This is a genomic window from Rhodopila sp., from assembly GCF_965277825.1.
In the GTDB taxonomy this organism is placed as follows: Bacteria; Pseudomonadota; Alphaproteobacteria; order Acetobacterales; family Acetobacteraceae; genus Rhodopila.
Genome location: NZ_OZ255846.1, coordinates 2,935,413 through 2,955,723, shown reverse-complemented (window position 1 = coordinate 2,955,723; position 20,311 = coordinate 2,935,413). Strand labels below are relative to the sequence as shown.

General features: G+C 65.9%; 24 protein-coding genes, 1 tRNA gene and 1 pseudogene. 12 read left to right on the top strand and 14 right to left on the bottom strand.

Annotated features, from left to right (window positions below; translation table 11 throughout):
• Positions 1-4: 4 nt before the first annotated feature.
• The 6 genes from ACQY4T_RS14585 to ACQY4T_RS14560 form a co-directional block, all read right to left on the bottom strand.
• On the bottom strand, positions 5-529 hold the full coding sequence (locus tag ACQY4T_RS14585; RefSeq protein WP_428531679.1) for a DUF6790 family protein: 525 nt from the start codon (positions 527-529) through the stop codon (positions 5-7).
• 422 nt (positions 530-951) lie between these two features.
• Entirely contained in the window at positions 952-1,407 is a 456-nt protein-coding gene (locus ACQY4T_RS14580; RefSeq protein WP_428531676.1) for a methylated-DNA--[protein]-cysteine S-methyltransferase, read from the bottom strand.
• A gap of 412 nt (positions 1,408-1,819) precedes the next feature.
• Positions 1,820-2,221 carry a Zn-ribbon domain-containing OB-fold protein gene (locus tag ACQY4T_RS14575; RefSeq protein ID WP_428531673.1) on the bottom strand — a complete coding sequence of 134 codons (402 nt, stop codon included), beginning with the start codon at positions 2,219-2,221 and terminating at the stop codon, positions 1,820-1,822.
• A gap of 15 nt (positions 2,222-2,236) precedes the next feature.
• A complete protein-coding gene (locus ACQY4T_RS14570; RefSeq protein ID WP_428531670.1) occupies positions 2,237-3,367 on the bottom strand; it encodes a thiolase family protein in 1,131 nt (376 codons plus the stop codon).
• A 108-nt stretch (positions 3,368-3,475) separates the two neighbouring features.
• Positions 3,476-4,486 (bottom strand): cytochrome d ubiquinol oxidase subunit II, encoded by a 1,011-nt coding sequence (locus tag ACQY4T_RS14565; RefSeq protein ID WP_428531667.1) that lies wholly within the window; start codon positions 4,484-4,486, stop codon positions 3,476-3,478.
• Positions 4,483-5,907, bottom strand: coding sequence for a cytochrome ubiquinol oxidase subunit I (locus ACQY4T_RS14560; RefSeq protein WP_428531664.1), 1,425 nt, complete (start codon positions 5,905-5,907; stop codon positions 4,483-4,485). The genes ACQY4T_RS14565 and ACQY4T_RS14560 overlap by 4 nt, the downstream gene beginning before the upstream one ends.
• 288 nt (positions 5,908-6,195) lie before the next feature.
• On the opposite strand from ACQY4T_RS14560, the gene ACQY4T_RS14555 reads away from it, so the two are divergent.
• The 7 genes from ACQY4T_RS14555 (at position 6,196) to ACQY4T_RS14525 (ending at position 10,210) form a co-directional block, all read left to right on the top strand.
• Positions 6,196-6,272 (top strand) — tRNA-Pro (locus tag ACQY4T_RS14555).
• Positions 6,273-6,323: 51 nt separating this feature from the next.
• Positions 6,324-6,629: an ETC complex I subunit gene (locus tag ACQY4T_RS14550; RefSeq protein WP_428531661.1), complete on the top strand. Its 306-nt coding sequence runs from the start codon at positions 6,324-6,326 to the stop codon at positions 6,627-6,629.
• 8 nt (positions 6,630-6,637) lie between these two features.
• Positions 6,638-7,597 carry a homoserine kinase gene (locus tag ACQY4T_RS14545; protein WP_428531658.1) on the top strand — a complete coding sequence of 320 codons (960 nt, stop codon included), beginning with the start codon at positions 6,638-6,640 and terminating at the stop codon, positions 7,595-7,597.
• On the top strand, positions 7,587-8,072 hold the full coding sequence (rnhA, locus tag ACQY4T_RS14540; RefSeq protein WP_428531655.1) for a ribonuclease HI: 486 nt from the start codon (positions 7,587-7,589) through the stop codon (positions 8,070-8,072). The genes ACQY4T_RS14545 and rnhA overlap by 11 nt, the downstream gene beginning before the upstream one ends.
• 196 nt (positions 8,073-8,268) lie before the next feature.
• Complete coding sequence (locus tag ACQY4T_RS14535; RefSeq protein WP_428531652.1) at positions 8,269-8,976, top strand: nitroreductase family protein; 708 nt, start codon at positions 8,269-8,271, stop codon at positions 8,974-8,976.
• Between the two features lie 154 nt (positions 8,977-9,130).
• Entirely contained in the window at positions 9,131-9,535 is a 405-nt protein-coding gene (locus tag ACQY4T_RS14530; protein ID WP_428531649.1) for a thioredoxin domain-containing protein, read from the top strand.
• Between the two features lie 9 nt (positions 9,536-9,544).
• Complete coding sequence (locus ACQY4T_RS14525; RefSeq protein ID WP_428531646.1) at positions 9,545-10,210, top strand: cytochrome c biogenesis CcdA family protein; 666 nt, start codon at positions 9,545-9,547, stop codon at positions 10,208-10,210.
• Positions 10,211-10,360: 150 nt separating this feature from the next.
• Here ACQY4T_RS14525 and ACQY4T_RS14520 read toward each other — a convergent pair whose 3' ends face one another.
• From ACQY4T_RS14520 to ACQY4T_RS14510, 3 genes are all read right to left on the bottom strand, one after another.
• Positions 10,361-10,744, bottom strand: a complete 384-nt coding sequence (locus tag ACQY4T_RS14520; protein ID WP_428531643.1) for a hypothetical protein — start codon at positions 10,742-10,744, stop codon at positions 10,361-10,363.
• 89 nt (positions 10,745-10,833) lie between these two features.
• The gene (locus ACQY4T_RS14515) at positions 10,834-12,321 is read right to left on the bottom strand and encodes a PfkB family carbohydrate kinase (protein ID WP_428531640.1); all 1,488 of its coding nucleotides are present in this window, start codon (positions 12,319-12,321) and stop codon (positions 10,834-10,836) included.
• A 167-nt stretch (positions 12,322-12,488) separates the two neighbouring features.
• A complete protein-coding gene (locus ACQY4T_RS14510; protein WP_428531637.1) occupies positions 12,489-13,205 on the bottom strand; it encodes a metallophosphoesterase family protein in 717 nt (238 codons plus the stop codon).
• An 80-nt stretch (positions 13,206-13,285) separates the two neighbouring features.
• Between ACQY4T_RS14510 and ACQY4T_RS14505 the strand changes: the two genes are divergently transcribed.
• From ACQY4T_RS14505 to ACQY4T_RS14495, 3 genes are all read left to right on the top strand, one after another.
• The gene (locus tag ACQY4T_RS14505; RefSeq protein ID WP_428531633.1) at positions 13,286-14,026 is read left to right on the top strand and encodes an ABC transporter ATP-binding protein; all 741 of its coding nucleotides are present in this window, start codon (positions 13,286-13,288) and stop codon (positions 14,024-14,026) included.
• A gap of 70 nt (positions 14,027-14,096) precedes the next feature.
• Positions 14,097-14,888, top strand: a complete 792-nt coding sequence (locus ACQY4T_RS14500; RefSeq protein WP_428542885.1) for an ABC transporter permease — start codon at positions 14,097-14,099, stop codon at positions 14,886-14,888.
• A complete protein-coding gene (locus ACQY4T_RS14495; protein ID WP_428531630.1) occupies positions 14,885-15,505 on the top strand; it encodes a histidine phosphatase family protein in 621 nt (206 codons plus the stop codon). The genes ACQY4T_RS14500 and ACQY4T_RS14495 overlap by 4 nt, the downstream gene beginning before the upstream one ends.
• A gap of 135 nt (positions 15,506-15,640) precedes the next feature.
• On the opposite strand, the gene ACQY4T_RS14490 is transcribed toward ACQY4T_RS14495, so the two are convergent.
• Positions 15,641-15,805 (bottom strand): hypothetical protein, encoded by a 165-nt coding sequence (locus ACQY4T_RS14490; protein WP_428531627.1) that lies wholly within the window; start codon positions 15,803-15,805, stop codon positions 15,641-15,643.
• A gap of 139 nt (positions 15,806-15,944) precedes the next feature.
• On the opposite strand from ACQY4T_RS14490, the gene ACQY4T_RS14485 reads away from it, so the two are divergent.
• Positions 15,945-16,121 (top strand): hypothetical protein, encoded by a 177-nt coding sequence (locus ACQY4T_RS14485; RefSeq protein WP_428531624.1) that lies wholly within the window; start codon positions 15,945-15,947, stop codon positions 16,119-16,121.
• Here ACQY4T_RS14485 and ACQY4T_RS14480 read toward each other — a convergent pair.
• Positions 16,106-16,855, bottom strand: coding sequence for a pyridoxine 5'-phosphate synthase (locus ACQY4T_RS14480; protein WP_428531621.1), 750 nt, complete (start codon positions 16,853-16,855; stop codon positions 16,106-16,108). The two genes, ACQY4T_RS14485 and ACQY4T_RS14480, sit on opposite strands and share 16 nt — an antisense overlap.
• A gap of 215 nt (positions 16,856-17,070) precedes the next feature.
• Here ACQY4T_RS14480 and ACQY4T_RS14475 point away from each other — a divergent pair, with 215 nt between their 5' ends.
• On the top strand, positions 17,071-17,529 hold the full coding sequence (locus ACQY4T_RS14475; RefSeq protein ID WP_428531618.1) for a hypothetical protein: 459 nt from the start codon (positions 17,071-17,073) through the stop codon (positions 17,527-17,529).
• 286 nt (positions 17,530-17,815) lie between these two features.
• On the opposite strand, the pseudogene ACQY4T_RS14470 reads toward ACQY4T_RS14475, so the two are convergent.
• The 3 genes and pseudogenes from ACQY4T_RS14470 to ACQY4T_RS14460 form a co-directional block, all read right to left on the bottom strand.
• Positions 17,816-18,526 (bottom strand): annotated as a pseudogene (locus ACQY4T_RS14470) (alpha/beta fold hydrolase); the annotation flags it as partial.
• A gap of 197 nt (positions 18,527-18,723) precedes the next feature.
• Positions 18,724-19,476 (bottom strand): SDR family NAD(P)-dependent oxidoreductase, encoded by a 753-nt coding sequence (locus tag ACQY4T_RS14465; RefSeq protein WP_428531615.1) that lies wholly within the window; start codon positions 19,474-19,476, stop codon positions 18,724-18,726.
• Between the two features lie 80 nt (positions 19,477-19,556).
• Positions 19,557-20,309 (bottom strand): SDR family NAD(P)-dependent oxidoreductase, encoded by a 753-nt coding sequence (locus ACQY4T_RS14460; RefSeq protein WP_428531612.1) that lies wholly within the window; start codon positions 20,307-20,309, stop codon positions 19,557-19,559.
• Positions 20,310-20,311 lie beyond the last annotated feature (2 nt).

Below are 20,311 nucleotides of genomic sequence, written 5' to 3'. Positions count from 1 at the left end.
GTAGCTATCGCCGGGCCGCATCAAGCCCCCGGTCGTGATATCGCCGCCAGAGCAACACGAAGCCGAACAACGGAATCAGGATGTCCAGGTAGAAGATGACCCCTGCATTACCCGGCGCGAAATTGTCGGCGGTCAGCATTTGTCGAACATGGCCGGCGGCGGCCCCGAGCATGAAGACGCCGGGACCGGTGACGGCGACCAAACGCCGGTCGAAGCCAGCGAAAGCGGAAATGAAGCCGGCGATTGAAAAGCCTAGACTGGCCATTCCGACCTCGACCTGAAACGGGCTGTCGGCCCAGCCGATGAACGCCGCGGCAAGCTGGCCGAAGAACACGTGGAAGACGAAATTCACCAGATACATCACGCCGATGTTGAACAGCACATACCAGGCCAGAAGTTTCTCGGACACCATGGCGCCGCTCAGCGGCCGCGGCGCCCGCGCGATTGCCACGGCGGCGGCGAACAGGCCGATCACCAGGAAAACAAGCACGTAATTCGACAGGATGTGCGCAACGAAGGTCCTGATCACGGTGGTCCCCCCAGAAGGTTCAACCCCGACGACCGTAGCCGCCGACACAAGATCTTGCGAGGTCGCGGCGAGTAACGAAGTCGCGGTTAGCCAATGTTCGCCGGCGTTGCCTTGCGGCAGCCGCGCTATGATCGCCAATGGATCAAGCTGCGGCGCTGGTGGCAATTCGCTCCGCCGACCCAATCCGATGCCGTGCGCTCGGATTGGTCCTTGCCGGATTGTTGGATTGGGGCCGGGCTGGTCAGAACTGCGGTTTGAGATGATCTGCATGGCCGCTCGCCCCCACGCCTCACCACGGAGGCGGACGTCTTATGGTCCGACCAACGCGAGCCGAATCGCGACCCGGGGTGGAGGCGAGGTGCGAGTTGGTCGGTCCGCGATCAAATCTGCCTGCCCACCGGGCAGCCGCGATCACGCCGGGTTCAAAGTAATGTCCGGGACGGGCTCTCCAGCTCGAGCAGCCAGCGTTTGGTCGGCAGGCCGTCACCGCCGGAATAGCCGCCGAGGTGGTTTGCCGCGACGACGCGATGGCAGGGGATGATCAGCGGGACCGGGTTGCGGCCATTGGCCTGACCTACGGATCGCGCGCTCCCCCCTGCCCTTTCGGCGATGTCGCGATAGCTCCGGGTCTCGCCGTAGGGGATGGCTTGCAGTGCCTGCCAGACCTGGCGGCAGTAGGCGGTTCCAGTCGGAACGAGCGGCAGGTCGAACGCGGTCAGGGCGCCGTCGAAATAGGCCTCGAGCTGGTCGCGAGCGGTTTGCAGCAGCGGCGAGGGGTCTTGCCGTGGCACCCAGCCCCAATCCAGCGCAACAATGGCGGCTTCGGACTCGAATAGGGTGATGTCTCCGACCGGGGTGTGGAGCGACATATGGGGCATGGGGCGTATCCGTTTGGGTGAGGATGGCAGACCGTGGTGGTTGCGGCTGTCAAGCCGGACGCCGGGCGATGCGGGGCGGGAGGTTGTCTGGGGGCGCCAAGCCCGAGCTCTATGGGTCGGCGCGTTGGGACTGAGCGAGAATTCAAATGCTGGTAAACGCAGATCGGCCAAGCCCGGCGGAGAGGGTGGGCCGCTCCCGGGGCGTGGTGCTGACCACCAACCAGACCTTCGGACTTCACGCGAGTGGAACGCTACGACCTTCGCAATACTGTTCCGGCAGTCCGCCAAGGGTCCGGTGATGATGAAACGACATCAGGGAACCAGTCGTGCCGGAGTAATTGGTGAATCACTATTTTTAGCGGGCTGCAGGCACTTCCGGATTCGCGACGCTTCGCGGACATCCGGTGACGTGTCAGGTCAGGGTGAATTTCGGCAACGTTACGGTGTCGGTCACCTTGTCGAACACCACCCGCACCGAGGCGCCGAGGCGCGGGTTATCGGCGTTGTCCACCAAGTTGCTGACCATAACTGGGCCTTCTTGCAGCCGCACCAGGCAGACCCGGTAGGGCAGTTCGTCCTTGAAGCCGTCCCAATAGGCGCGGTGCATGTCGATCCAGGACTCCAGGGTCCCCTGCCCCGAGGCTTCGACCCAGTCCTGGTCGCCCGCCAGGCATTGCGGGCAGACCGGGGTTGGCGGGAAGCGGCGGTCGCCGCAGGCCGGGCAGTGCTGCAGCAGCAGCCGGCCCTGGGCGGCGGCGGCCCAGAACGGCTGGTTCAGCGTGTCCCGATTGGGCAATGGCTTGTCGTAGGTCATCGCAGGGTTCCTTGTTCAGCCGCGGCGGTAGATGATCGAGCGGGTGCAGGGGGTGGACTGGATGTATTGCACGACCTCGCAGTCGGCGATCTGGCGGGCGCCGCACTCGCCGCGCAGTTGGCGCACCGCCTCGACGTTCAGCGCCCAGCCTTGCATGTAGGAATTCGACAGGTGGCCGCCGTCGGTGTTGACCGGCAGGCGGCCGCCGCGGCGCAGGGCGCCGTTCTCGACGAAGCCGCCGGATTCGCCCTGGGCGCAGAAGCCGAGGCCCTCGAGGCTGAACAGCACGGTCGGGGAGAAATTGTCGTAGCACATCAGGGCGTCGATATCGGCGTGGCCGACGCCGGCCATGCGGTAGGCCTGCTGGCCTGCGTCGCGGATCGCCGGATACCAGAAATCGAGGTCGAAATTGGCGATCGAGGACGGGCTGAAGGTGTCGCGCGCACCCCAGCCGGCGATCAGCACCGGCGGCTTGGCGAAGTCGCGGGCGCGTTCGGCCGAGGTCAGGATCAGGCAGACGGCGCCGTCGTTGATCAGGCAGTAGTCAAGCAGCCGAAGGGGCGCGGTGATGTGGCGGGAACTTTCGTGGTCGTCGATGCTGATCGGGGTGCGCATCACCGCGTCGGGGTTGAGCGAGGCGTGATGGCGGATCGCGACCGAGACCTCGGCGAGCTGGCGGGTGGTGGTGCCGTAGAGTTCCATGTGGCGGCGGAAGGCCATGGCGTGGGCGGCGCCGGGCGAGGTGAAGCCCCACGGGTCCCAGGTTCCGGGGCTTTCGTCGCCGCCGTAGTTGACCCGGCGGGAGCGGCCGATATTGGCGTAGAGCAGCGCCGCGTAGTCGCATTGGCCGGTGGCGATGGCGATCGACGCCTCGATGATGCCCATGCCCGACATGCGGCCGTGCCCGGGCAGGGTGATGGTCCAGCGCGGGTTGAGGCCGAGGATCTCGCCCATGCGGGCGTAGTATGGGATGCGCGAGACCAGGACGCCGTCGATCCGGTTCTTGTCGATGCCGCAATCGGCGACGGCGTTGCGGAACGCCTGGGCGGCGAGGCCGTAATCGTCGGTTTCGGGGAAGTTGCCGTATTTGGTGTTGCCGACGCCGATGACGGCGATCTTGTCGGTTAGTTCGTTCGGGTCGAACATGGGGTTCCTCCGTGCCGCTAGGATACCGCGCGGTGGCGGCGGCGGGAAAACCGCGGCGGGTCGGCGGCGTGGTGCAGCGGAGCAAGTCGTTATGTCATCGGAACCGCCTTAGTGATAGCCGATGTCGGAGCGAACCTTGCCGCGGAACACCCAGTATGACCAGGCCGTGTAGGTAATGATCACCGGCAGCAGCACCAGCGTGCCGACCAGCAGGAACGCCTGGGTGCTGGGGGCCGAAGCGGCGTCCCACAGGGTGTAGTGACGCGGCACGATGAACGGCCACAGGCTGATGGCGATGCCGAGATAGGACATCAGGAACAGCCCCATGGCGCCGGCGAACGGCCCGGCGTTGCCGTCGCGGTTCAGCGAGCGCCACTCCAGTGCCGCGATCGCCAGGGTGATCAGCGGAATCGGCGCCAGCAGGATGATGTTGGGCCAGGCGAACCAGCGGTTGGCGATCGCGGGGTCCAACAGCGGGGTCCAGATGCTGACGATGCCGATCGCAGCCAGCACGCCCCCGAAGCAGATCCGACCCATCCGGCGGGCCCAGGCCTGCAGCGCGCCGTCGGTCTTCATGATCAGCCATCCGGCGCCCAGCAGGGCATAGCCGGCCATCAGCGCCGCCCCGGTCAGCACCGAGAATGGCGTCAGCCAGTCGAACGAGCCGCCGGCGAAGTTGCGGCCATCGACCTTGAAGCCCTGGATCAGCGCGCCCAGCACCGCGCCTTGCGAGAACGCGGCGACCGTTGAGCCGAGGCAGAAGCCGTTGGCCCAGAACTGGCGCAGTTGCGGCTGCTTGAAGCGGAACTCGAACGCCACGCCGCGGAACACCAGGCCGAGCAGCATGGCCAGGATGGGAAAGTACACCGCCGGAATGATGATGGCGAAGGCCAGCGGGAACACCGCCAGCAGCCCGACACCGCCGAGGATCAGCCAGGTTTCGTTGCCATCCCACACCGGGGCGATCGAGTTCATCAGCAGATCGCGTGACGGCTCGGGGGCAAATCCCCACAGTATGCCGACGCCGAGATCGAAGCCGTCCAGCAGCACGTAGAAGAACACCCCTGCCCCCAGGATCAGCGTCCATATCGGGACCAGGTCGAGCGCCATGCTGGTCATGATCCGACGCCAGGTGCGGTTTGTGGGGGCGCCGCGACCGGACCTTGTGGCTGAGCGGTGACCGGACCCTGGGCCTGCAGTCCCTCGACCGGGTGGCGCTGCTGCGCGTCACCTTGCAGGCCGCCGCGCACCATGCCCCACATGAAGGCGATGCCGGTCGGGAACATCAGCAGGTAGACCGCCATGTACAGCAGCAGTGAGCCGAGCACGTTGCCGCCGGTCAGCGACGGCGAGACCGAATCGGTGGTGCGCAGCAGGCCGAACACGGTCCAGGGCTGGCGTCCGACCTCGGTGGTGGTCCAGCCGGCGATCACCGCGATGAAGCCGAGCGGGGCGATCCATTGGCATAGCCGCAGGTACCATCCGGTAAAGAACAATTCGTTGCGCAGGCGGAGGACCCATCCCGTGACCACGGTTGCCAGCATCAGCAGGCCGATGCCGACCATGATGCGAAAGCCGAAGAACACCGGCCAGACCGGTGGGCGGTCCTCGCGTGGCCAATGTTTCAGTCCACGCACCTCGCCGTCCCAGGTGTGGGTCAGGATCAGGCTGCCGAGATGGGGGATCCTGACGGCGTAACGCAACCGCGCCGCGGCATCGTCGGGGATGCCGAACAGCGCCAGGCCGTCGGGTTTTTCGCTATTGTAGTCGCCCTCGATCGCGGCCAGCTTGGTGGGCTGCCAGGTGCGGGTGTTGAGGCCGTGCATGTCGCCCAGCACGATCTGCAGCGGCACCAGCACGATCAGCAGGTTGAGCGCCATCCTGACCATCAGCCGGGCTTCCTCGGTCGAGCGGGCGGTGCGGAACAGGTAGGCGCCGACGCCCAGCACGACGAAACCGGTGGTGATGTAGAACGCGGTGACGGTGTGGGCGAGCCGGTATGGGAACGACGGATTGAAGATGATCGCCAGCCAGTCGGCCGGGAAGAACCGCCCGTCCTGCATCGAATAGCCGGCCGGTGTCTGCATCCAACTGTTGGCCGCCAGGATCCAGAACGACGACATCAAGGTGCCGGTGGCCACCATCAGGGCGGCAAAGAAATGCGCCCAGCGCGGCACCAGCGAGCGGCCGAACAGCAGCACGCCGAGGAATGACGCTTCCAAGAAGAACGCCATCAGATCCTCGTAGGCCAACATCGGTGAGAGTACGTTCGCGGTGGCATCGGAGAACCGTGCCCAGTTGGTGCCGAACTGGAACGGCATGATGATGCCCGAGACCACGCCCATGCCGAACGAGACCGCGAAGATCCGGGTCCAGAAGCCGGCGATGCGGAACCAGATCTCGCGTCCGGTGAAGAAATGCAGGCCCTCTAGCACGGCGATGAACGAGGCGAGCCCGACGGTGAAGGCCGGCAGCAGGATGTGCCAGGCGATCACCCAGGCCCACTGCAGGCGGGACAGAAAAACCGGATCCAGGTGCATGGCCTGTCTCTCCTTGGCGGTGGTGGGACGTGTTTCCAAGATCCCCGCGTTTCGGCGACCCGCGTTTCGGCGGCCCCGCTGGGGCGGAGCTGGGGTTTGCGGATCGCATATGGCGTCCGGTGCGGATTAAACACCAGGGCCGGTTCGCCGACGACCCCCGGATCGGCGCCCCCCGATCGGCGCCCCCGGATCGGCGCCCCCGGATCGACGCCCCGGATCGGCGCCCCCGGATCGGCGAATGTTCCTTGCATCGGAACGCGGCGACCCATAGGGTCCGGCCGATCTCGTCGGGGTGTGGCGCAGCCTGGTAGCGCGCCTGTTTTGGGTACAGGAGGTCGTGGGTTCGAGTCCCGCCGCCCCGACCATCGTACGCGCATGATCCGGCCGATCATGCCGATCTCAGGGAGACGACTTGCATGCGTGCCCGGATTTTCCAGCCGCCGAAGACCGCGATGCAGTCCGGGTGGGGCAATACCAAGGACTGGGCAATGGAGTTCATCCCGACGCACGGGCGGCGCGCCGACCCACTGATGGGATGGACCGGCGGCGGCGACACCCAGACCCAGGTGAGGCTGTCGTTCGACTCGCGTGAGGAAGCCGTCGCGTTCGCCGAACGGGCGGGTATCCGTTATGATGTCGAACTGCCGCAGACCAGGCATGTCAAGCCGAAGGCCTACGCCGACAATTTCAAGTACAGCCGGATCGAGAACTGGACGCACTGACGCCGGGCATGGCTGTCTATACAGAGGTCACCGACGAGGCGCTGACCGCTTTTCTGGCGGACTACGACATCGGCACGCTGATCGCCTTCCGCGGCATCGCCGAGGGGGTGGAGAACTCGAATTACTCGCTGCGCAGTTCGGCTGGGGACTTCATCCTGACGCTGTATGAAAAGCGCGTCGATCCGGACGAGTTGCCGTGGTTCCTGGGGCTGATGGAGCACCTGGCGCGGCGCGGGCTGGTGTGTCCGGAACCGGTGCATGGGCGCGACGGCGCGGCGTTGCGGCGGTTGTGCGGCAAGTGGGCGGCGATCACCACGTTCCTGCCGGGGGTTTGGCCGCGGCGGGTGCGGCCGCAGCATTGCGCGCCGGTCGGGGCGGCGCTGGCGCAACTGCATCTGGCTGGGGCGGACTACGCACCGCGGCGGGAGAACGCGTTGGGGCCGGCGGCGTGGACCGAGTTGCTGGTGCGCTGCCGGGCTGGGGCGGACCAGGTGCAGGACGGGCTGGCCGAGCAGTTGGATCGGGCGCTGGGCGGGATTTTGGCGGCGTGGCCGGGGGGGCTGCCGGGCGGGCACATCCATGCCGACCTGTTCCCCGATAACGTGTTTTTCCTGAACGACAAGCTGTCGGGGGTGATCGACTTCTATTTCGCCGCCACTGACCTGCTGGCCTACGACGTCGCGGTCTGCCTGAACGCGTGGTGCTTCGAGGCGGATTTTTCCTTCAACGTGACCAAGAGCCGAGCGCTATTGGCGGCGTATCATGGGCTGCGGCCGTTGTCGGTGGAGGAGCAGGCGGCGCTGCCGGTGCTGTGTCGGGGGGCCTCGATGCGGTTTTTGCTGACCCGGCTGTTCGACTGGCTGCATACGCCGCCGGGCGCGCTGGTTACTCGGAAGGACCCGCTGGAGTATTTGCGCCGGCTGCGGTTTCATTTGTCGGCCACTGACGGTCGTGCCTATGGCCTATGAGGACATCGTGGTGTCGCTGCCGCCGGAACCGGACAAGGTGGTGCAGATCTGGACCGATGGCGGCTGCCGGCCGAACCCGGGGCCGGGCGGCTGGTCGGCGATCCTGACGTTCCGCGACGTGGTCAAGGAACTGTCCGGGGTCGAGGCGGCGACCACCAACAACCGGATGGAGCTGACCGCGGCGGCGATGGGGCTGGAGTCGTTGAAGCGGCCGTGCCACGTGATCGTGCATACCGACAGCCAGTATTTGCGTAACGGGATCACTCGGTGGATCGCCGGCTGGGTGCGGCGGAACTGGCGCGGGTCGACCGGGGAGCCGGTGGCGAACATCGATCTGTGGAAGCGCATCCTGGCGGCGGGGGAGGTGCATCGGGTGGATTGGCGGTGGGTGCGCGGGCATGACGGCAACGACCTGAACGAGCGGGCCGACCGGCTGGCGACCGAGGCGCGGCGGGCGGCGTTCGGCGACGGGTGAGCGGCGGGGACGGTGGTGCGCGGGGTGGGCGCGGGGCCCGGGACTGGTTGGCGGCGTTCGGCGACGGCTGAGCGGCGGGGGACGGCGGTGCGCGGGAATGGGGCGCGGCGGCGCTTGTGGCGGGTGGTGGGATCGTGCGGGTCATGACACGGTTGGGCCGTGCTTCCTGGACATCACGTCTGCACCGGAGGTGACGATGACCGATATTGCGCTGTTCGAGGCGATCTATACCGCGCGGGCGCTGCGGCGGCTGAAGCCGGACGCGGTGCCCGAAGCATTGATCAGCCGTGTGCTGGACGCCGCGATCCGGGCCTCGACGGGCGGCAATGCGCAGAACTGGGCGTTCATCGTGGTGCGTGACGCCGAGAAGCGCCGCCAGCTCGGAGCGATCTATCGCCGGGCGTCCGATGAGGTGAGCGCGATCTACGCAGCCAGGGGCCGGCCAGCGCACATGACGCAGGAGCAGTTCGACCGGCTGATGGCCGCCGGAGCCTATCTGTGGCAGCATCTGGGCGATGCTCCGGTGCTGCTGGTGCCGTGCCTGACCACGCGCGAGATGCCGCCGCGCGATCGGCTGCCGGCGGCGGTGCGGGCGCGCTACGCAGAGCACCTGGCGTATCAGGAGCGGATTCGCGGGGCGAGCATCTACCCGGCGATTCAGAACATCATCCTGGCCTGCCGCGGGCTTGGTCTTGGGACGGTGATCACCACCAATCACCTGCTGTACGAGGATGACGTCCGCGCGGTGCTGGGGATGCCGGCGGACAGTTTCAGCTTCGCGCTGATGCCGATCGGTTACCCGCGCGGCCGCTATGGTCCGGTGACGCGCAAGCCCCTGGCGGAGGTTGCGTTCGCCGACGGCTGGGGCGAGCGGTGGCCGGGCCGGGGCCAGGACCGGCCATGACGCAGGGGCGACGAGCAGGAGGCTGGCGGGAGCGGGAGGCTGGCGGGAGCGGGAGGCTGAGTGATTGGACGGCGCGCAGGATCGCTTTGCGGAACCAGAAGTGCGATGGTGCGGCGGCTGTCGCGATACCCCCACTTGCCGACGGAGAAACGTCATGCGCCTTAACAGACTGCTGCCTGCCGCGCTCCTGGCAATCGGCCTCTCGGTCGCCGGCGTGCCGGCTGTCTGGGCCGGCGCGGACGCCGTCACGTTCAGCCAGGCGGCGTTTTCCGCCTCGCAGCAGGCCGGCAAGCCGATCTTGGTCGAGATCACCGCACCGTGGTGCCCGGTCTGCGCCAAGCAGCGTCCGATCCTGTCGCAACTGCTGAGCGAGCCGGCGTTCGAGCACCTGGTGGTGTATCATATCGACTTCGATTCACAGAAGGACGCGGTCCGCGAGATGGGCGCCAACATGCAGAGCACGTTGATCGTGTTCAACGGCAGCCACGAGGAAGGCCGCTCGACCGGCGCGACCGATCCTGAGGCGATCAAGGCGCTGTTGGCGAAAGCGGCCGGCTAAACCGCTCGGATGGCGCTCGGCGGCATTGCGTTCGGCTTCACCGCGGGCGTGCTGTCGACGCTGTCGCCTTGCGTGCTGCCGGTGCTGCCGCTGGTGCTGGGTCCGGCGCTGGCCCGTCACCGCCTGGGATTGCCGGCGCTGGCGGCGGGGCTGGTGCTGTCGTTCGTCAGCATCGGGTTGTTCGTGGCAACCGTTGGTTTCTCGATCGGCCTGGACGGCGACGTGTTCCGCGACATCGCCGCCGTGCTGCTGGCCGGGATCGGCGTGGTGCTGCTGAGCGGGGGCTTGCAGCGGCGGTTCGCGCTCGCCACCGGCGGCATCGGCAACGCCGGCAATCGGCTGCTGGCGGGGCGATCATTCGACGGCCCGGGCGGGCAGTTCGTGCTTGGGGTTTTGCTGGGCGCGATCTGGAGCCCGTGTGTCGGGCCGACTTTGGGCGCGGCCTCGGTGCTGGCGTCGCAGGGAAAGGACTTGGGCAGCGTGGCGGCGGTGATGGTCGCGTTCGGCCTTGGCACGGCGGTGCCGCTGCTGCTGCTCGGGCTGCTGTCGCGTGAGGCGTTCGGCCGCTGGCGGGGGCGGCTGGGCGGCGCCGGCAGGACCGGCAGGACGCTGCTGGGGGGGGGCGGCGCTGCTGGTTTCGGTGCTGATCCTGACCGGTGCCGACCGTTCGGTTGAAACCGTGCTGGTCACGGCCTCGCCGGCGTGGCTGACCAACCTGACGACGCGGTTCTGAGGTTGGCCTCGCGGCTTGAGAGTCGCCCAAAGCCGCGATCGGCGGAGTAACGGGACGGGAGGCTGGGTAGGCACTGATCAGAAGATCGCGCTTTAAGCGCCCATTCTCAGCCACCTCGCCGCCGCGTCGGCGGAGTTGTTTGGGGCGGTGTTGAAGGCGATCGGCGTCTGTGGCGCGCCGCTGTGCACGGCGTTGATGACCCGTTCGAATAACGCCAGGCCGCGTGATGGGATGCGGATGCCGCCGCCGATGACGATGCAGTCCCAGTGCTCTGCAAGCGACGCAGCGATCGTTGCTTCGGCGCTGTCGTCGGTCAGGATCGAGCAGAAGGCCGCCTCCCAGCCGCGCGCCTTCATATCCGATAGGGTCGCGTGGATCCCAGCCGCGATCTTCTCCGGCGTGGTTCCCGGCGGCAAATCAGGATCGGAGAAGTCGACTGCCTCGGGCTTGATACCGATCAGAAGGACGCGCGTCATGCTGTTCGTTCCGTTATGCCGTCGTGACGGCCTTGTTGCTACCGCCGTGTTGGATCGGTGAAGTCCACCGCATCAGGCGCCCCCCCCGGTCAGCCTTTCACCGGGGTCACCGGCTGTGGCATTTGCTCCGCCAGCAGATCGATCTGCAGCACCCGCCCGCCCCAGCCGCGCACCAGGTCGGCGCCGACGACGTCCTCCATCGCATGGTTGGCGCCTTTGATCAGCACGTCGGGCCGCAGCACCTCGATCAGGGCCTCGGGCGAATCTTCCTCGAACAGGCACACCAGGTCGACACAGGCGAAACTTGCCAGCACCGCAGCCCTGGCCGGCTCTGGCTGCACCGGATGGGGCGCGCCTTTCTGTCGCCGAACGCCGGTATCGGCGTTCAACCCGACGATCAGCCGGTCGCACGCCGCTCTGGCCTGCTCCAGCAGGGCGATATGACCCTGGTGCAGCAGATCGAAATAGCCATTGGTGAAGCCGACCCGCCAGCCGCGATGGCGCCAGCGTTCAGCCTGCTCCACCGCCTCCTCGCGGCTGACGACCTTGCGCAGCGCGCTGTGCTGGGGGGTCAGCGCAGCGAGCAGATCGCCCTCGCGCACCACCGAGGCGCCGACCTTGCCGACCGAGATCCCCGCCGCCAGGTTTGCCAGCCGCACCGCCACCGACAGTTCGAGCTGGGCGGCCAGCGCCGCGCCCAACATCGCCAGCGCGGTGTCGCCGGCGCCGGAGGTATCGAACACGTCGGCTGCCTCGGCAGGGAAATGCTGCGATCCGCTGTCATCGACCAGCGTCATGCCGTCGTTTCCACGCGTCACCACGACCGCGCCGAAGTTGTGTTGCTGGCGCAGATGCGCGGCGGCGGCGACGACCTGGGCCTCGGATTCCACCGGCATGCGGGCCGCGGCTGAGAGTTCCTGGCGGTTTGGCATCACCACGTCGGCACCGGCGTAGCGGGCGAAATCGCTGCCCCTTGGGTCGACGATCAGCTTGCGTGCGGTCTTTTTTGCCGCCTGGACCAGGTTTGCCGCCACCTCGCCGCCGAGCACGCCCTTGCCGTAGTCGGACAGCACGGTGACGCTGGTCGCGGCCATGGCGTCGATGGCGATGCGCACCAGCCGTTCGGCCAGTTTGGGATGGATCGGGTCGGTTTGTTCGCGATCTGCGCGCAACAACTGCTGGCCGGCGGCGATCAGGCGGGTTTTTAAGGTGGTGGTGCGGCTGCCCTGGACCAGCAACCAGGGCTCAACGTTCGGCTGGCCGCCGATCAGCCCGGTGAGATCCGATCCGGCTTGGTCATCGCCGACCACCGAGATGAACGCGGTCGCTGCGCCCAGCGCGGTGAGGTTGCGCACCACGTTGCCGGCGCCGCCGGGGAGCGCGACCTCGCGGTCGATCGCCAGGATCGGCACCGGCGCTTCCAGGCTGATCCGCGTCACTTCGCCGTAGGTGTAGCGGTCGAGCATGACATCGCCAATGACCAGGACATTGGTGTGCACGAGACGGCGAACCGCCGCGGCGAGGTCCGGCTGCGGTTCATCCGGGCGCGGCGTGGAGCCGGGCGTGATCTGATTCATCTAAGCTGCCGTTAACAAGGCCATCACACCGGTGCAACCTCTGTTCGCATCGCGTCGCACACTAAAGCGTTTGGCGGTTGAGTTTGTCGCAAGCGGGCGGCGTAACTGTTCATTATGTCGTATAAGCGACCCGGCCCGAGACATTGCGACAAGGCCACGAACTCGGTCTAGCTTGTCAGGAACCCCAATCGGTCCTCTTGCAGCACCACGCAGGTGAGCGCACCGCCCAGCACGGCGCCGGTATCGATGGCGATGCGATTGGCCGCCACCACGGGATCGCGCTTTGGGGTATGCCCGTGCACCACGACCACGCCATAATCCGCCGAGGACGACAGGAACGGCTCACGGATCCACATCATGTCCTGGCGCGTCTGGCTGTCCAGCGGCACGCCTGGGCGGATGCCGGCATGGACGAACAGGTACGGCCCGATCCGGCGGCTGATTGCCAGGTCGCGCAGGAACATCAGGTGCTGCAGGGGAATCCGGGCAGCCCATTCAGCGGCCGGGACGGTGCGGGCAATGCCCCAACTTGCGAGCGAGTCAGCCCCGCCGTTGACCAGCCATTGGCTGGGTGCCTCACGCTCGGTGCCGACCACGGCGGACAACATCATGTGTTCGTGATTGCCCATCAGATTGACGAATTCGTCGGCTGGAACCGGCGGGCGGTTGATCAGCCAGTCGACCACCTGGGCACTGTCGGTGCCGCGATCGACGTAATCGCCCAGATGCACCAGGGTGGTATGTTCCACCGGGCGATCGGCGATGTCCTCGGCGATCAATTCGTGCAGCGCGACCAGCCGGTCGAGGCAGCCGTGGATGTCGCCGACGGCATAGACACGCTCACCGGGCGGCAGCGTCGCGGGGGCTGCGATAAGTTCGATCATCACCAGATGAGAGTAGGCCGGAGTGGGCGATCGCGCCAATCTCTCTTGGCGAAATGGCGCAAGCGCCGTATCGGATGGCTATGAACGCGATTCAGGTCGAAAATCTGACCAAGCGCTACGGCGATGTGCTGGCGGTGGACAGCATCAGCTTCGCGGCGCGAACCGGCGCCACGATCGGGCTGCTGGGCGGCAACGGGGCCGGCAAGACCACCACCATTGCCATGCTGTTGGGTCTGTTGATCCCCAGTTCGGGGCGCATCACGGTGCTGGGGCACGACATCGGCAAGGACCGTTTCGCGGCGCTGGAGCGGATGAATTTCTCCTCGCCCTACGTCGCGCTGCCGGCTCGGCTGACGGTGAAGGAGAACATGCGGGTTTATGGGCATTTCTACAACGTTCCCAGGGTTGACGAGCGGATCGCGGTGTTGGCGCGCGAGTTGGACCTTGGCGCCATCCTGGACCGTCCGGCGGGGCAGTTGTCGGCCGGGCAGAAGACCCGCGTGGCGCTGGCCAAGGCGCTGATCAACCAGCCCGAGGTGTTGCTGCTGGACGAACCCACCGCCAGCCTGGACCCCGATACCGGCGACATGGTGCGCAGTTGGCTGGAGCAATACCGGGCGGAGAGCGGCTGCACCATCCTGCTGGCAAGCCACAACATGGCCGAGGTGGAGCGGCTTTGCACCGATGTGGTGATGCTGAAGAACGGCCGGGTGGTGGATCGCGGCAGTCCCGCCGAGTTGCTGACCCGTTATGGCCGCCACGACCTGGAGGACGTGTTCCTCGATATCGCCCGTGATCGCCGCCAGGTGGTAGCGGCATGAGGGGCGAGCTTGGCCGGGCGGTGCATCCGGGTGCGGCCAGGTCGATCCGGAGTGGCAGTTGGTGAGGCCGATGCTGCGCCGGATCTGGGGCCTGATGTACCGTCATCTGGCGCTGTATCGCCGATCCTGGCCGCGCATGTTGGAGCTTGGCTACTGGCCGGTGTTGAACATGTGCATCTGGGGCTTCACCTCCAGCTTCCTGCGCGCCCGGATGGGCAATTCGGCGGTGATGGCCGGGGCCACGCTGCTGGGCGGGGTGCTGCTGTGGGAGGTGACGCTGCGCAGTCAGATGGGGATGTCGATCTCATTCCTGGAGGAGATGTGGTCGCGCAACCTGGGCCACGTGTTCGTCAGCCCGCTGCGCCCGTTCGAGATGATATTGGCGCTGATCGGCATGTCGATCGTGCGCATGCTGCTGGGCGTGATACCGGCGATCCTGCTGGCCTGGGCGTTCTACGCGTTCAACCTGTTCGCCATGGGGCCGATCCTGATCCTGTTCTTCATGAATCTGATGATCATGGGCTGGGCGGTGGCGCTGGCAGTGGTCTCGCTGGTGCTGCGGCACGGGTCCGGCGCTGAGCCGCTGGCGTGGGGCATATTGTTCGGACTGGCGCCGTTTTCCGCTGTGTTCTACCCCGTCTCGGTGCTGCCGGCGTTCATCCGGCCGTTTTCCTACGCGCTGCCGACGACGCATGTGTTCGAGGGGATGCGGGCGGCGCTGCTGCAGGGTGTGATCCGGTGGGATCATCTCGGTGCCGCGTTTGCGCTGAACGTGGTCTGGCTGGGCGCCGCGGCGCTGCTGTTTGCTCGGCAGTTCCACGCCGCACGGGTTAGCGGCGCGCTGATCAGCATCGGCGAATGATCGAGACCGGTTTCTGGCTGATCCGCCATGCACTGGTGGCGGAGAACGCCCGCGCCATGCTGTATGGCGTGCTGGACGTGCCGCTGTGCGAGCCGACCTTGCTGCAGCAGGCGCCGATGTATCGGTCACTGGCCGCACGGCTGCCTCGTTCGGCGGATTGGCTGGTGACGCCGTTGTCGCGCACCCGGCGTACCGCCGAGACGATCTTCGCGCACGGCTACCCGGCCGCTGATTTGCGCGTCGAAGCCGGGCTGACCGAGCAGTCGCTGGGTGAGTGGCAGGGGCTGCCGCACCATGACCTGCCGGCCAGGTTGCAGTTGAAGGCGCATGCGTTCTGGCCGCTGGCGGGGGACGAGAAGCCGCCCGGCGGCGAGAGCATGGCCGAGGTGATCGTCCGGGTCGGTGCGACGATGGAGCGGCTAGCCGAGACCCACGCCGGGCGCGAGGTGGTGATCATCAGCCATGGCGGGGCGATCCGAGGCGCGATCGCCCATGCGCTGGGCATTGGAGCGGACAATGCGCTGCATTTGTCGGTGCAGAACTTGTCGCTGACCAGGTTGCAACGGTCGGCGGACGGCTGGCGGGTGCAATGCGTGAACGAGCTGCCGGGGTATTAGGTTGGGCGGTTTCATCTGGTTTATCGTCAGGGAAGTCAAAGCCGCCTTTAGCTGCCAACCAGGATGACCAGGACACCACGGATCTGTTCGGACGCTTTTCCCAAGCGCGGAATTCGCGCGGGGCATGCGCGTTCTTTAATCAGACGGCGCAATCAGCTTGTCGAGCAGGGCAATGAGATTGCCATAGCCGCCGGCAAGCGCCAGGCAGGCGTCGCGATCGGGACCGGGCGGCAGGCCTGCGGCCTGTTCTCGCCATTGTTTTTCGCGCTCTTGGTAGGTCGCCGTGTTCAGATACGACATCGCGCCCTCATCCGTCGGCTGTGGATGTGAGAGCCATTTACATCGCCGCAAGTGGGCGATCAACTCAAAGCGTCGGGCATGGTTGGCGAGAACGTTGACGTCTGTCGGACGTTCCACCTGCGAGGGTGGAGATCGAGTCATGTCAGCGCCTGCCACACCTGCCGGGTTGCGAGCCAAGGCCGAGCACTATCGGGCCATGGTGTCGAAGGTTTCCGATCAGCGGATCATCGATGCGCTGACTTCGCTGGCCGAGGAATATGAAGCTGCGGCACTTGGCTTGGAGGGCCAGGCGGCGCGGTGTCAGCCGCCGGGCTGAGCGGATAGCGCCTTGGCGTAGGCGCTGACGGTCGTGGCGAAGCCGCCCTGTAGGGCGTCGGCGGTCAGCTCGTGGCCGATCGAGGCCTCGGCTAGGAACGGGACCGCGGCGATCAGCGGCGGAATGTTGGCCAGGTTCAAGTCGTGTCCGGCGTTGACCAGCAGCCCGGCCGAACGGGCTGCCGCGGCGGTCTGTTCGATGTGTTCCAGGATCGGCTGGTGGCGGTGCTCACGGAACGCGGCGGCATAGGAGCCGGTGTAGATTTCCACGCCGTCGGCACCGGCCTGGCGGACTCTGTCGATCACCTGGGGGTCGGGATCGATGAACAGGATCACCCGGCAGCCCAGCGCCTTGATCCTGGCGATCGCCGGGGCTGCGAACCTGGCCTCGGCGGCATCGAGTTTCCAGCCCTCCTCGGAGGTGAACGCGGTCGGCGCGTCGGGCACCAAAGTTGCCTGTTCGGGGCGGTAAGCCTGCATGATTTGAATGAAGCGGTCGTCGGGGTAGCCCTCGATGTTGAATTCCTTGGCGGGACGGAAGGGGCGCATCAGGTCGGCCAGCATCGGCACGTCGTCGGCGCGGATATGGCGCTGGTCGGGGCGCGGATGCACGGTCAGGCCTTGCGCGCCGGCGTGCAGCGCCAGCAGCCCGAAGCGGGCGAGGTCGGGCACTCCGGAGCGGCGGGAATTCCGCAGCAGGGCGATCTTATTGAGGTTGACGCTGAGGCGTGCCATGGATGGCAAGGTAGACCGCAGGGCGGGTTGATTCAACGCCGGTCTATTGGGGTGGTGAGTACGCTCGCCAGGCTACCCGGCGGGTCGGGTGCTTTGGCTGGTTCCGGCACGGCCGAATTTGCGGCGCCGGTTGGGGCGAGACGGAGCGATTGCCGAACCGATATGGACCCGCTAGGGTAATCCTGTTTAAAACAGGTGGATCAGGACCGGCGTAAATGGCCACCATGGTTGTCGAAATCTATGACGCCTTGCGCAGCATCGGTGTGGCCGAGGACAAGGCCACCAAAGCGGCCGAGGCGATGGCAACATTGGAACCGCAATTCGCCGTCATGCGCCAAGAAAACCAGGCTGGGTTCTCCGCTGTTCGGCAAGAGAGCCACGCTGAGTTCGCTGCCATGCGGCAAGAGAGCCAGGCTGAGTTCGCGGCTGTCCGGCAAAAGAGCCAGGCTGAGTTCGCTGCCCTGCGGCAAGAGAGCCAAGCTGAGTTCGCCGCTGTCCGGCAGGAATACAAAGCCGAGTTCGCCGATGTGCGGCAGGAACACCGCTCGGGGTTTGCTGCCGTGCGCGCTGATTTGCGGCTGGTGAAATGGCAGGTTGCCCTGCTCTACGCCATTACCGGGCCGACCTTGCTTCTGCTGCTGCGGGTCGCCGCCAAGGTCGGCGCATTTGGCTGAAAGAGATGATAGGTGAGCCGGTCATCAACGACGATCCGATCACCAAAAAGGGGCCATGGCGCCGCGGACCATTAGGTCCGCCGCAGCTCGGTAAACCGATCACCGGGCCAGGCGGGACGCCGGGCCGATCGAGCGGCGTGCTGACGGGTCATTGCGGTTGAAGCAACGATGACTAAAGCTGCGCCTAGACTAGGACCGGTCTGAACCACTGCGCCGGCGCACGTAGCGGCACCCGACTCAGCAAATCTATTCATGACTGCAGGAAGGCCAGCAGATCGGCGTTCAACTAATCCTTTTGTGTAATTGGCAAGCCGTGCGAGCCGCCTTCATAACGCAAGAGTTGCGCTTGCTTGACGATGCCTGCCATCAAATTGCCGGAGATTTCGATCGGCACAATCTGGTCGTCTGTCCCATGCACGACCAGCGTCGGCACACTGATCTTTGCCAGGTCTTCGCGAAAATCCGTTTCCGAGAAGGCGCCGATCGCATAATAGGCTGCAAGGATACCGGTCATCATGCCTTGGCGCCAAAAGTTTTGGCGCGCACCTTCCGAGACATCCGCACCAGTACGGTTGAAGCTGTAATAGGGCATCGTGGTGTCCCGATAATATTGTGAGCGATCCGCCTGCACTGCGGCGCGCATGCCGTCGAAGACCTCCTTGGGTGCACCGGCATGCGTCTCGGTTTTCAGCAGAAAGGGTGTAACAGCCGCGACGAAGGCGGCTTTCGCTGCGCGCTTTTCGCCATGACGGCCGATATAATGGGCGATTTCTCCGCCGCCCATGGAGTGGCCGACAAGTGTGGTGTCTTTCAGATCGAGCGCATCGATCAGCACGGCCAGGTCGTCGGCAAACGTATCATAGTCATAGCCTTGGCTTGGTTGGCTCGACCGGCCGAACCCGCGGCGATCATGCGCGATGACGCGGAAGCCGTGCTGGGACAGGAACATCATCTGGTTTTCCCAGGCGTCCGACGACAGCGGATAACCATGGCTGAAGACGACAGGCGGGCCGCTGCCTCAGTCCTTGTAATGCAGGACGGTGCCATCGGCTGTGGTGATGGTGTTGGCGGTCAGCTTGGCGGCCAGGCCGGCGGCCGTCGGTGCGGTGTCGCGTGACTTATTGATGTACATAGAAGTTTCCATCCACTGGGGTGTATCGGCTGGGACCGTCGCGGCCTGGTGGCGATGGCCTCTCAGAGCTGAGTGATGCCGCCGTCCGCAACCAGGTCGATGCCCGTGCTGTAGCTGCTGTCGTCAGAGGCGAGGAACAGGATGGCAGCCGCCATCTCCTCGGGCCGGCCGATGCGGCCCAGCGGCGTGATCTGCTTGAACATCTCGCGGAAGCCGTCGGCTGCTTGTTTCGTCGCGAACTGGCCATTGATGATCGGCGTCTCGATCAGCCCCGGGCTCAGGTTGTTCACGCGGATGCCGCGGCCCTTGAGATCGGCCGCGAAACTCCTTGCGAAGGATCGGACGGCCGCCTTGGTGGCAGCATAAGTCACGTAGCCGGGCTCGCCCTTCATGTGCGCGCCGGACGAGACGAGCACGATCGCGCCGCCGTCGCGCATCAGCGGCACTGCTTTTTGGACAGAAAAGAACGTCCCACGGGCGTTGATGCCGAACATCTTGTCGAAATGCTCGGGCGTGACGGCCATGGGAGGCACGACTTCCGCGTAGCCAGCGCTGGCTACGAGTATGTCGAGCCTTCCCTTCTCCTCGCGAACCTGGTCATACAACCGGTCGAGGTCGCCAAGATCGGCGATGTCGCCCTGGACCGTCGAGACATTCCGTCCGATCGCCGCCTTGGCCTGGTCGAGCTCCGCCTGACGCCGGCCGGTGATGAAGACATAGGCGCCTTCCTCGACGAACCGCTTGGCGGCCGCAAGCCCGATGCCGCTGCTGCCGCCGGTGATGACGGCAACTTTGTCGGTAAATCTGCTGGCCATTGTGACTGGCCCTTTCATGGATTGAGAGGCTTCTAATTTAGCTTTTCTGCATGGTTCGGAGGCGGGGTGCCCCCAAGCGGCTACATTCCCGCGCCGCCGGCGACGAGCAGTGACTCGCCGGTAATCCAGCTCGCGTCGTCGGAGCCAAGGAACGCGACCGACGCCGCGATGTCCTCGGGCTGGCCGGGGCGTCCGAGCGGCGTATTGGCGACCGCATAAGCCTCGAACTCACCGCCAGCCATGCCCGCGGAATGCGTCCCTTCAGTGATGACGAATCCAGGATTGACGCCGTTGACCCGTATCTTCCGGGGTGCGAGTTCTTTCGCCAGGGACTTGGTGATCGAGTCGACCGCGCCCTTCGTGCCGACATAGATCGCGGCGGCTGGCGGCGCGAGCGTGCTGACCACGGAGCTGATATTGACGATGCTGCCGCCGTTCGCCGGGAATAGCGGGAGCGAGGCCTTCGTCACCAGCAGCAGGCCCAGCACGTTGGTGTCGAAGTGCCGGTTGAATTCCGAGACCGAAAGACCCTCGATCGGTGCCGGAGCATAAATTCCGGCATTATTCACCAGCACATCGACGCGCCCGAAGGCCCTGCGAACTTCTTCAAACAGCCGCGTCACTTCATCCTCGTTCGTCACGCTGGCGCCGATGGCGACCGCCTTGCCGCCAGCCTGCACGATGTCACGGACGATCCGGTCCGCACCGTCCTTGCTCGACGCGTAGTTGACAACAACTGACGCGCCTTCCGCCGCGAGCCGATTCGCGATGCCCGCGCCGATGCCTTTCGAGGCGCCAGTTACGACAGCGATCTTATCGGTGAACCTTGCCATGG

Bases quoted from the DNA above. Each gene is read 5' to 3' on its own strand.
- ACQY4T_RS14580 (WP_428531676.1), bottom strand. From the start codon at position 1,407: ATGCCCCATATGTCGCTCCACACCCCGGTCGGAGACATCACCCTATTC.
- ACQY4T_RS14575 (WP_428531673.1), bottom strand. From the start codon at position 2,221: ATGACCTACGACAAGCCATTGCCCAATCGGGACACGCTGAACCAGCCG.
- ACQY4T_RS14570 (WP_428531670.1), bottom strand. From the start codon at position 3,367: ATGTTCGACCCGAACGAACTAACCGACAAGATCGCCGTCATCGGCGTC.
- ACQY4T_RS14565 (WP_428531667.1), bottom strand. From the start codon at position 4,486: ATGACCAGCATGGCGCTCGACCTGGTCCCGATATGGACGCTGATCCTG.
- ACQY4T_RS14560 (WP_428531664.1), bottom strand. From the start codon at position 5,907: ATGCACCTGGATCCGGTTTTTCTGTCCCGCCTGCAGTGGGCCTGGGTG.
- ACQY4T_RS14550 (WP_428531661.1), top strand. From the start codon at position 6,324: ATGCGTGCCCGGATTTTCCAGCCGCCGAAGACCGCGATGCAGTCCGGG.
- ACQY4T_RS14545 (WP_428531658.1), top strand. From the start codon at position 6,638: ATGGCTGTCTATACAGAGGTCACCGACGAGGCGCTGACCGCTTTTCTG.
- rnhA (WP_428531655.1), top strand. From the start codon at position 7,587: ATGGCCTATGAGGACATCGTGGTGTCGCTGCCGCCGGAACCGGACAAG.
- ACQY4T_RS14535 (WP_428531652.1), top strand. From the start codon at position 8,269: ATGACCGATATTGCGCTGTTCGAGGCGATCTATACCGCGCGGGCGCTG.
- ACQY4T_RS14530 (WP_428531649.1), top strand. From the start codon at position 9,131: ATGCGCCTTAACAGACTGCTGCCTGCCGCGCTCCTGGCAATCGGCCTC.
- ACQY4T_RS14525 (WP_428531646.1), top strand. From the start codon at position 9,545: ATGGCGCTCGGCGGCATTGCGTTCGGCTTCACCGCGGGCGTGCTGTCG.
- ACQY4T_RS14520 (WP_428531643.1), bottom strand. From the start codon at position 10,744: ATGACGCGCGTCCTTCTGATCGGTATCAAGCCCGAGGCAGTCGACTTC.
- ACQY4T_RS14515 (WP_428531640.1), bottom strand. From the start codon at position 12,321: ATGAATCAGATCACGCCCGGCTCCACGCCGCGCCCGGATGAACCGCAG.
- ACQY4T_RS14510 (WP_428531637.1), bottom strand. From the start codon at position 13,205: ATGATCGAACTTATCGCAGCCCCCGCGACGCTGCCGCCCGGTGAGCGT.
- ACQY4T_RS14505 (WP_428531633.1), top strand. From the start codon at position 13,286: ATGAACGCGATTCAGGTCGAAAATCTGACCAAGCGCTACGGCGATGTG.
- ACQY4T_RS14500 (WP_428542885.1), top strand. From the start codon at position 14,097: ATGCTGCGCCGGATCTGGGGCCTGATGTACCGTCATCTGGCGCTGTAT.
- ACQY4T_RS14495 (WP_428531630.1), top strand. From the start codon at position 14,885: ATGATCGAGACCGGTTTCTGGCTGATCCGCCATGCACTGGTGGCGGAG.
- ACQY4T_RS14490 (WP_428531627.1), bottom strand. From the start codon at position 15,805: ATGTCGTATCTGAACACGGCGACCTACCAAGAGCGCGAAAAACAATGG.
- ACQY4T_RS14485 (WP_428531624.1), top strand. From the start codon at position 15,945: ATGTCAGCGCCTGCCACACCTGCCGGGTTGCGAGCCAAGGCCGAGCAC.
- ACQY4T_RS14480 (WP_428531621.1), bottom strand. From the start codon at position 16,855: ATGGCACGCCTCAGCGTCAACCTCAATAAGATCGCCCTGCTGCGGAAT.
- ACQY4T_RS14475 (WP_428531618.1), top strand. From the start codon at position 17,071: ATGGCCACCATGGTTGTCGAAATCTATGACGCCTTGCGCAGCATCGGT.
- ACQY4T_RS14465 (WP_428531615.1), bottom strand. From the start codon at position 19,476: ATGGCCAGCAGATTTACCGACAAAGTTGCCGTCATCACCGGCGGCAGC.
- ACQY4T_RS14460 (WP_428531612.1), bottom strand. From the start codon at position 20,309: ATGGCAAGGTTCACCGATAAGATCGCTGTCGTAACTGGCGCCTCGAAA.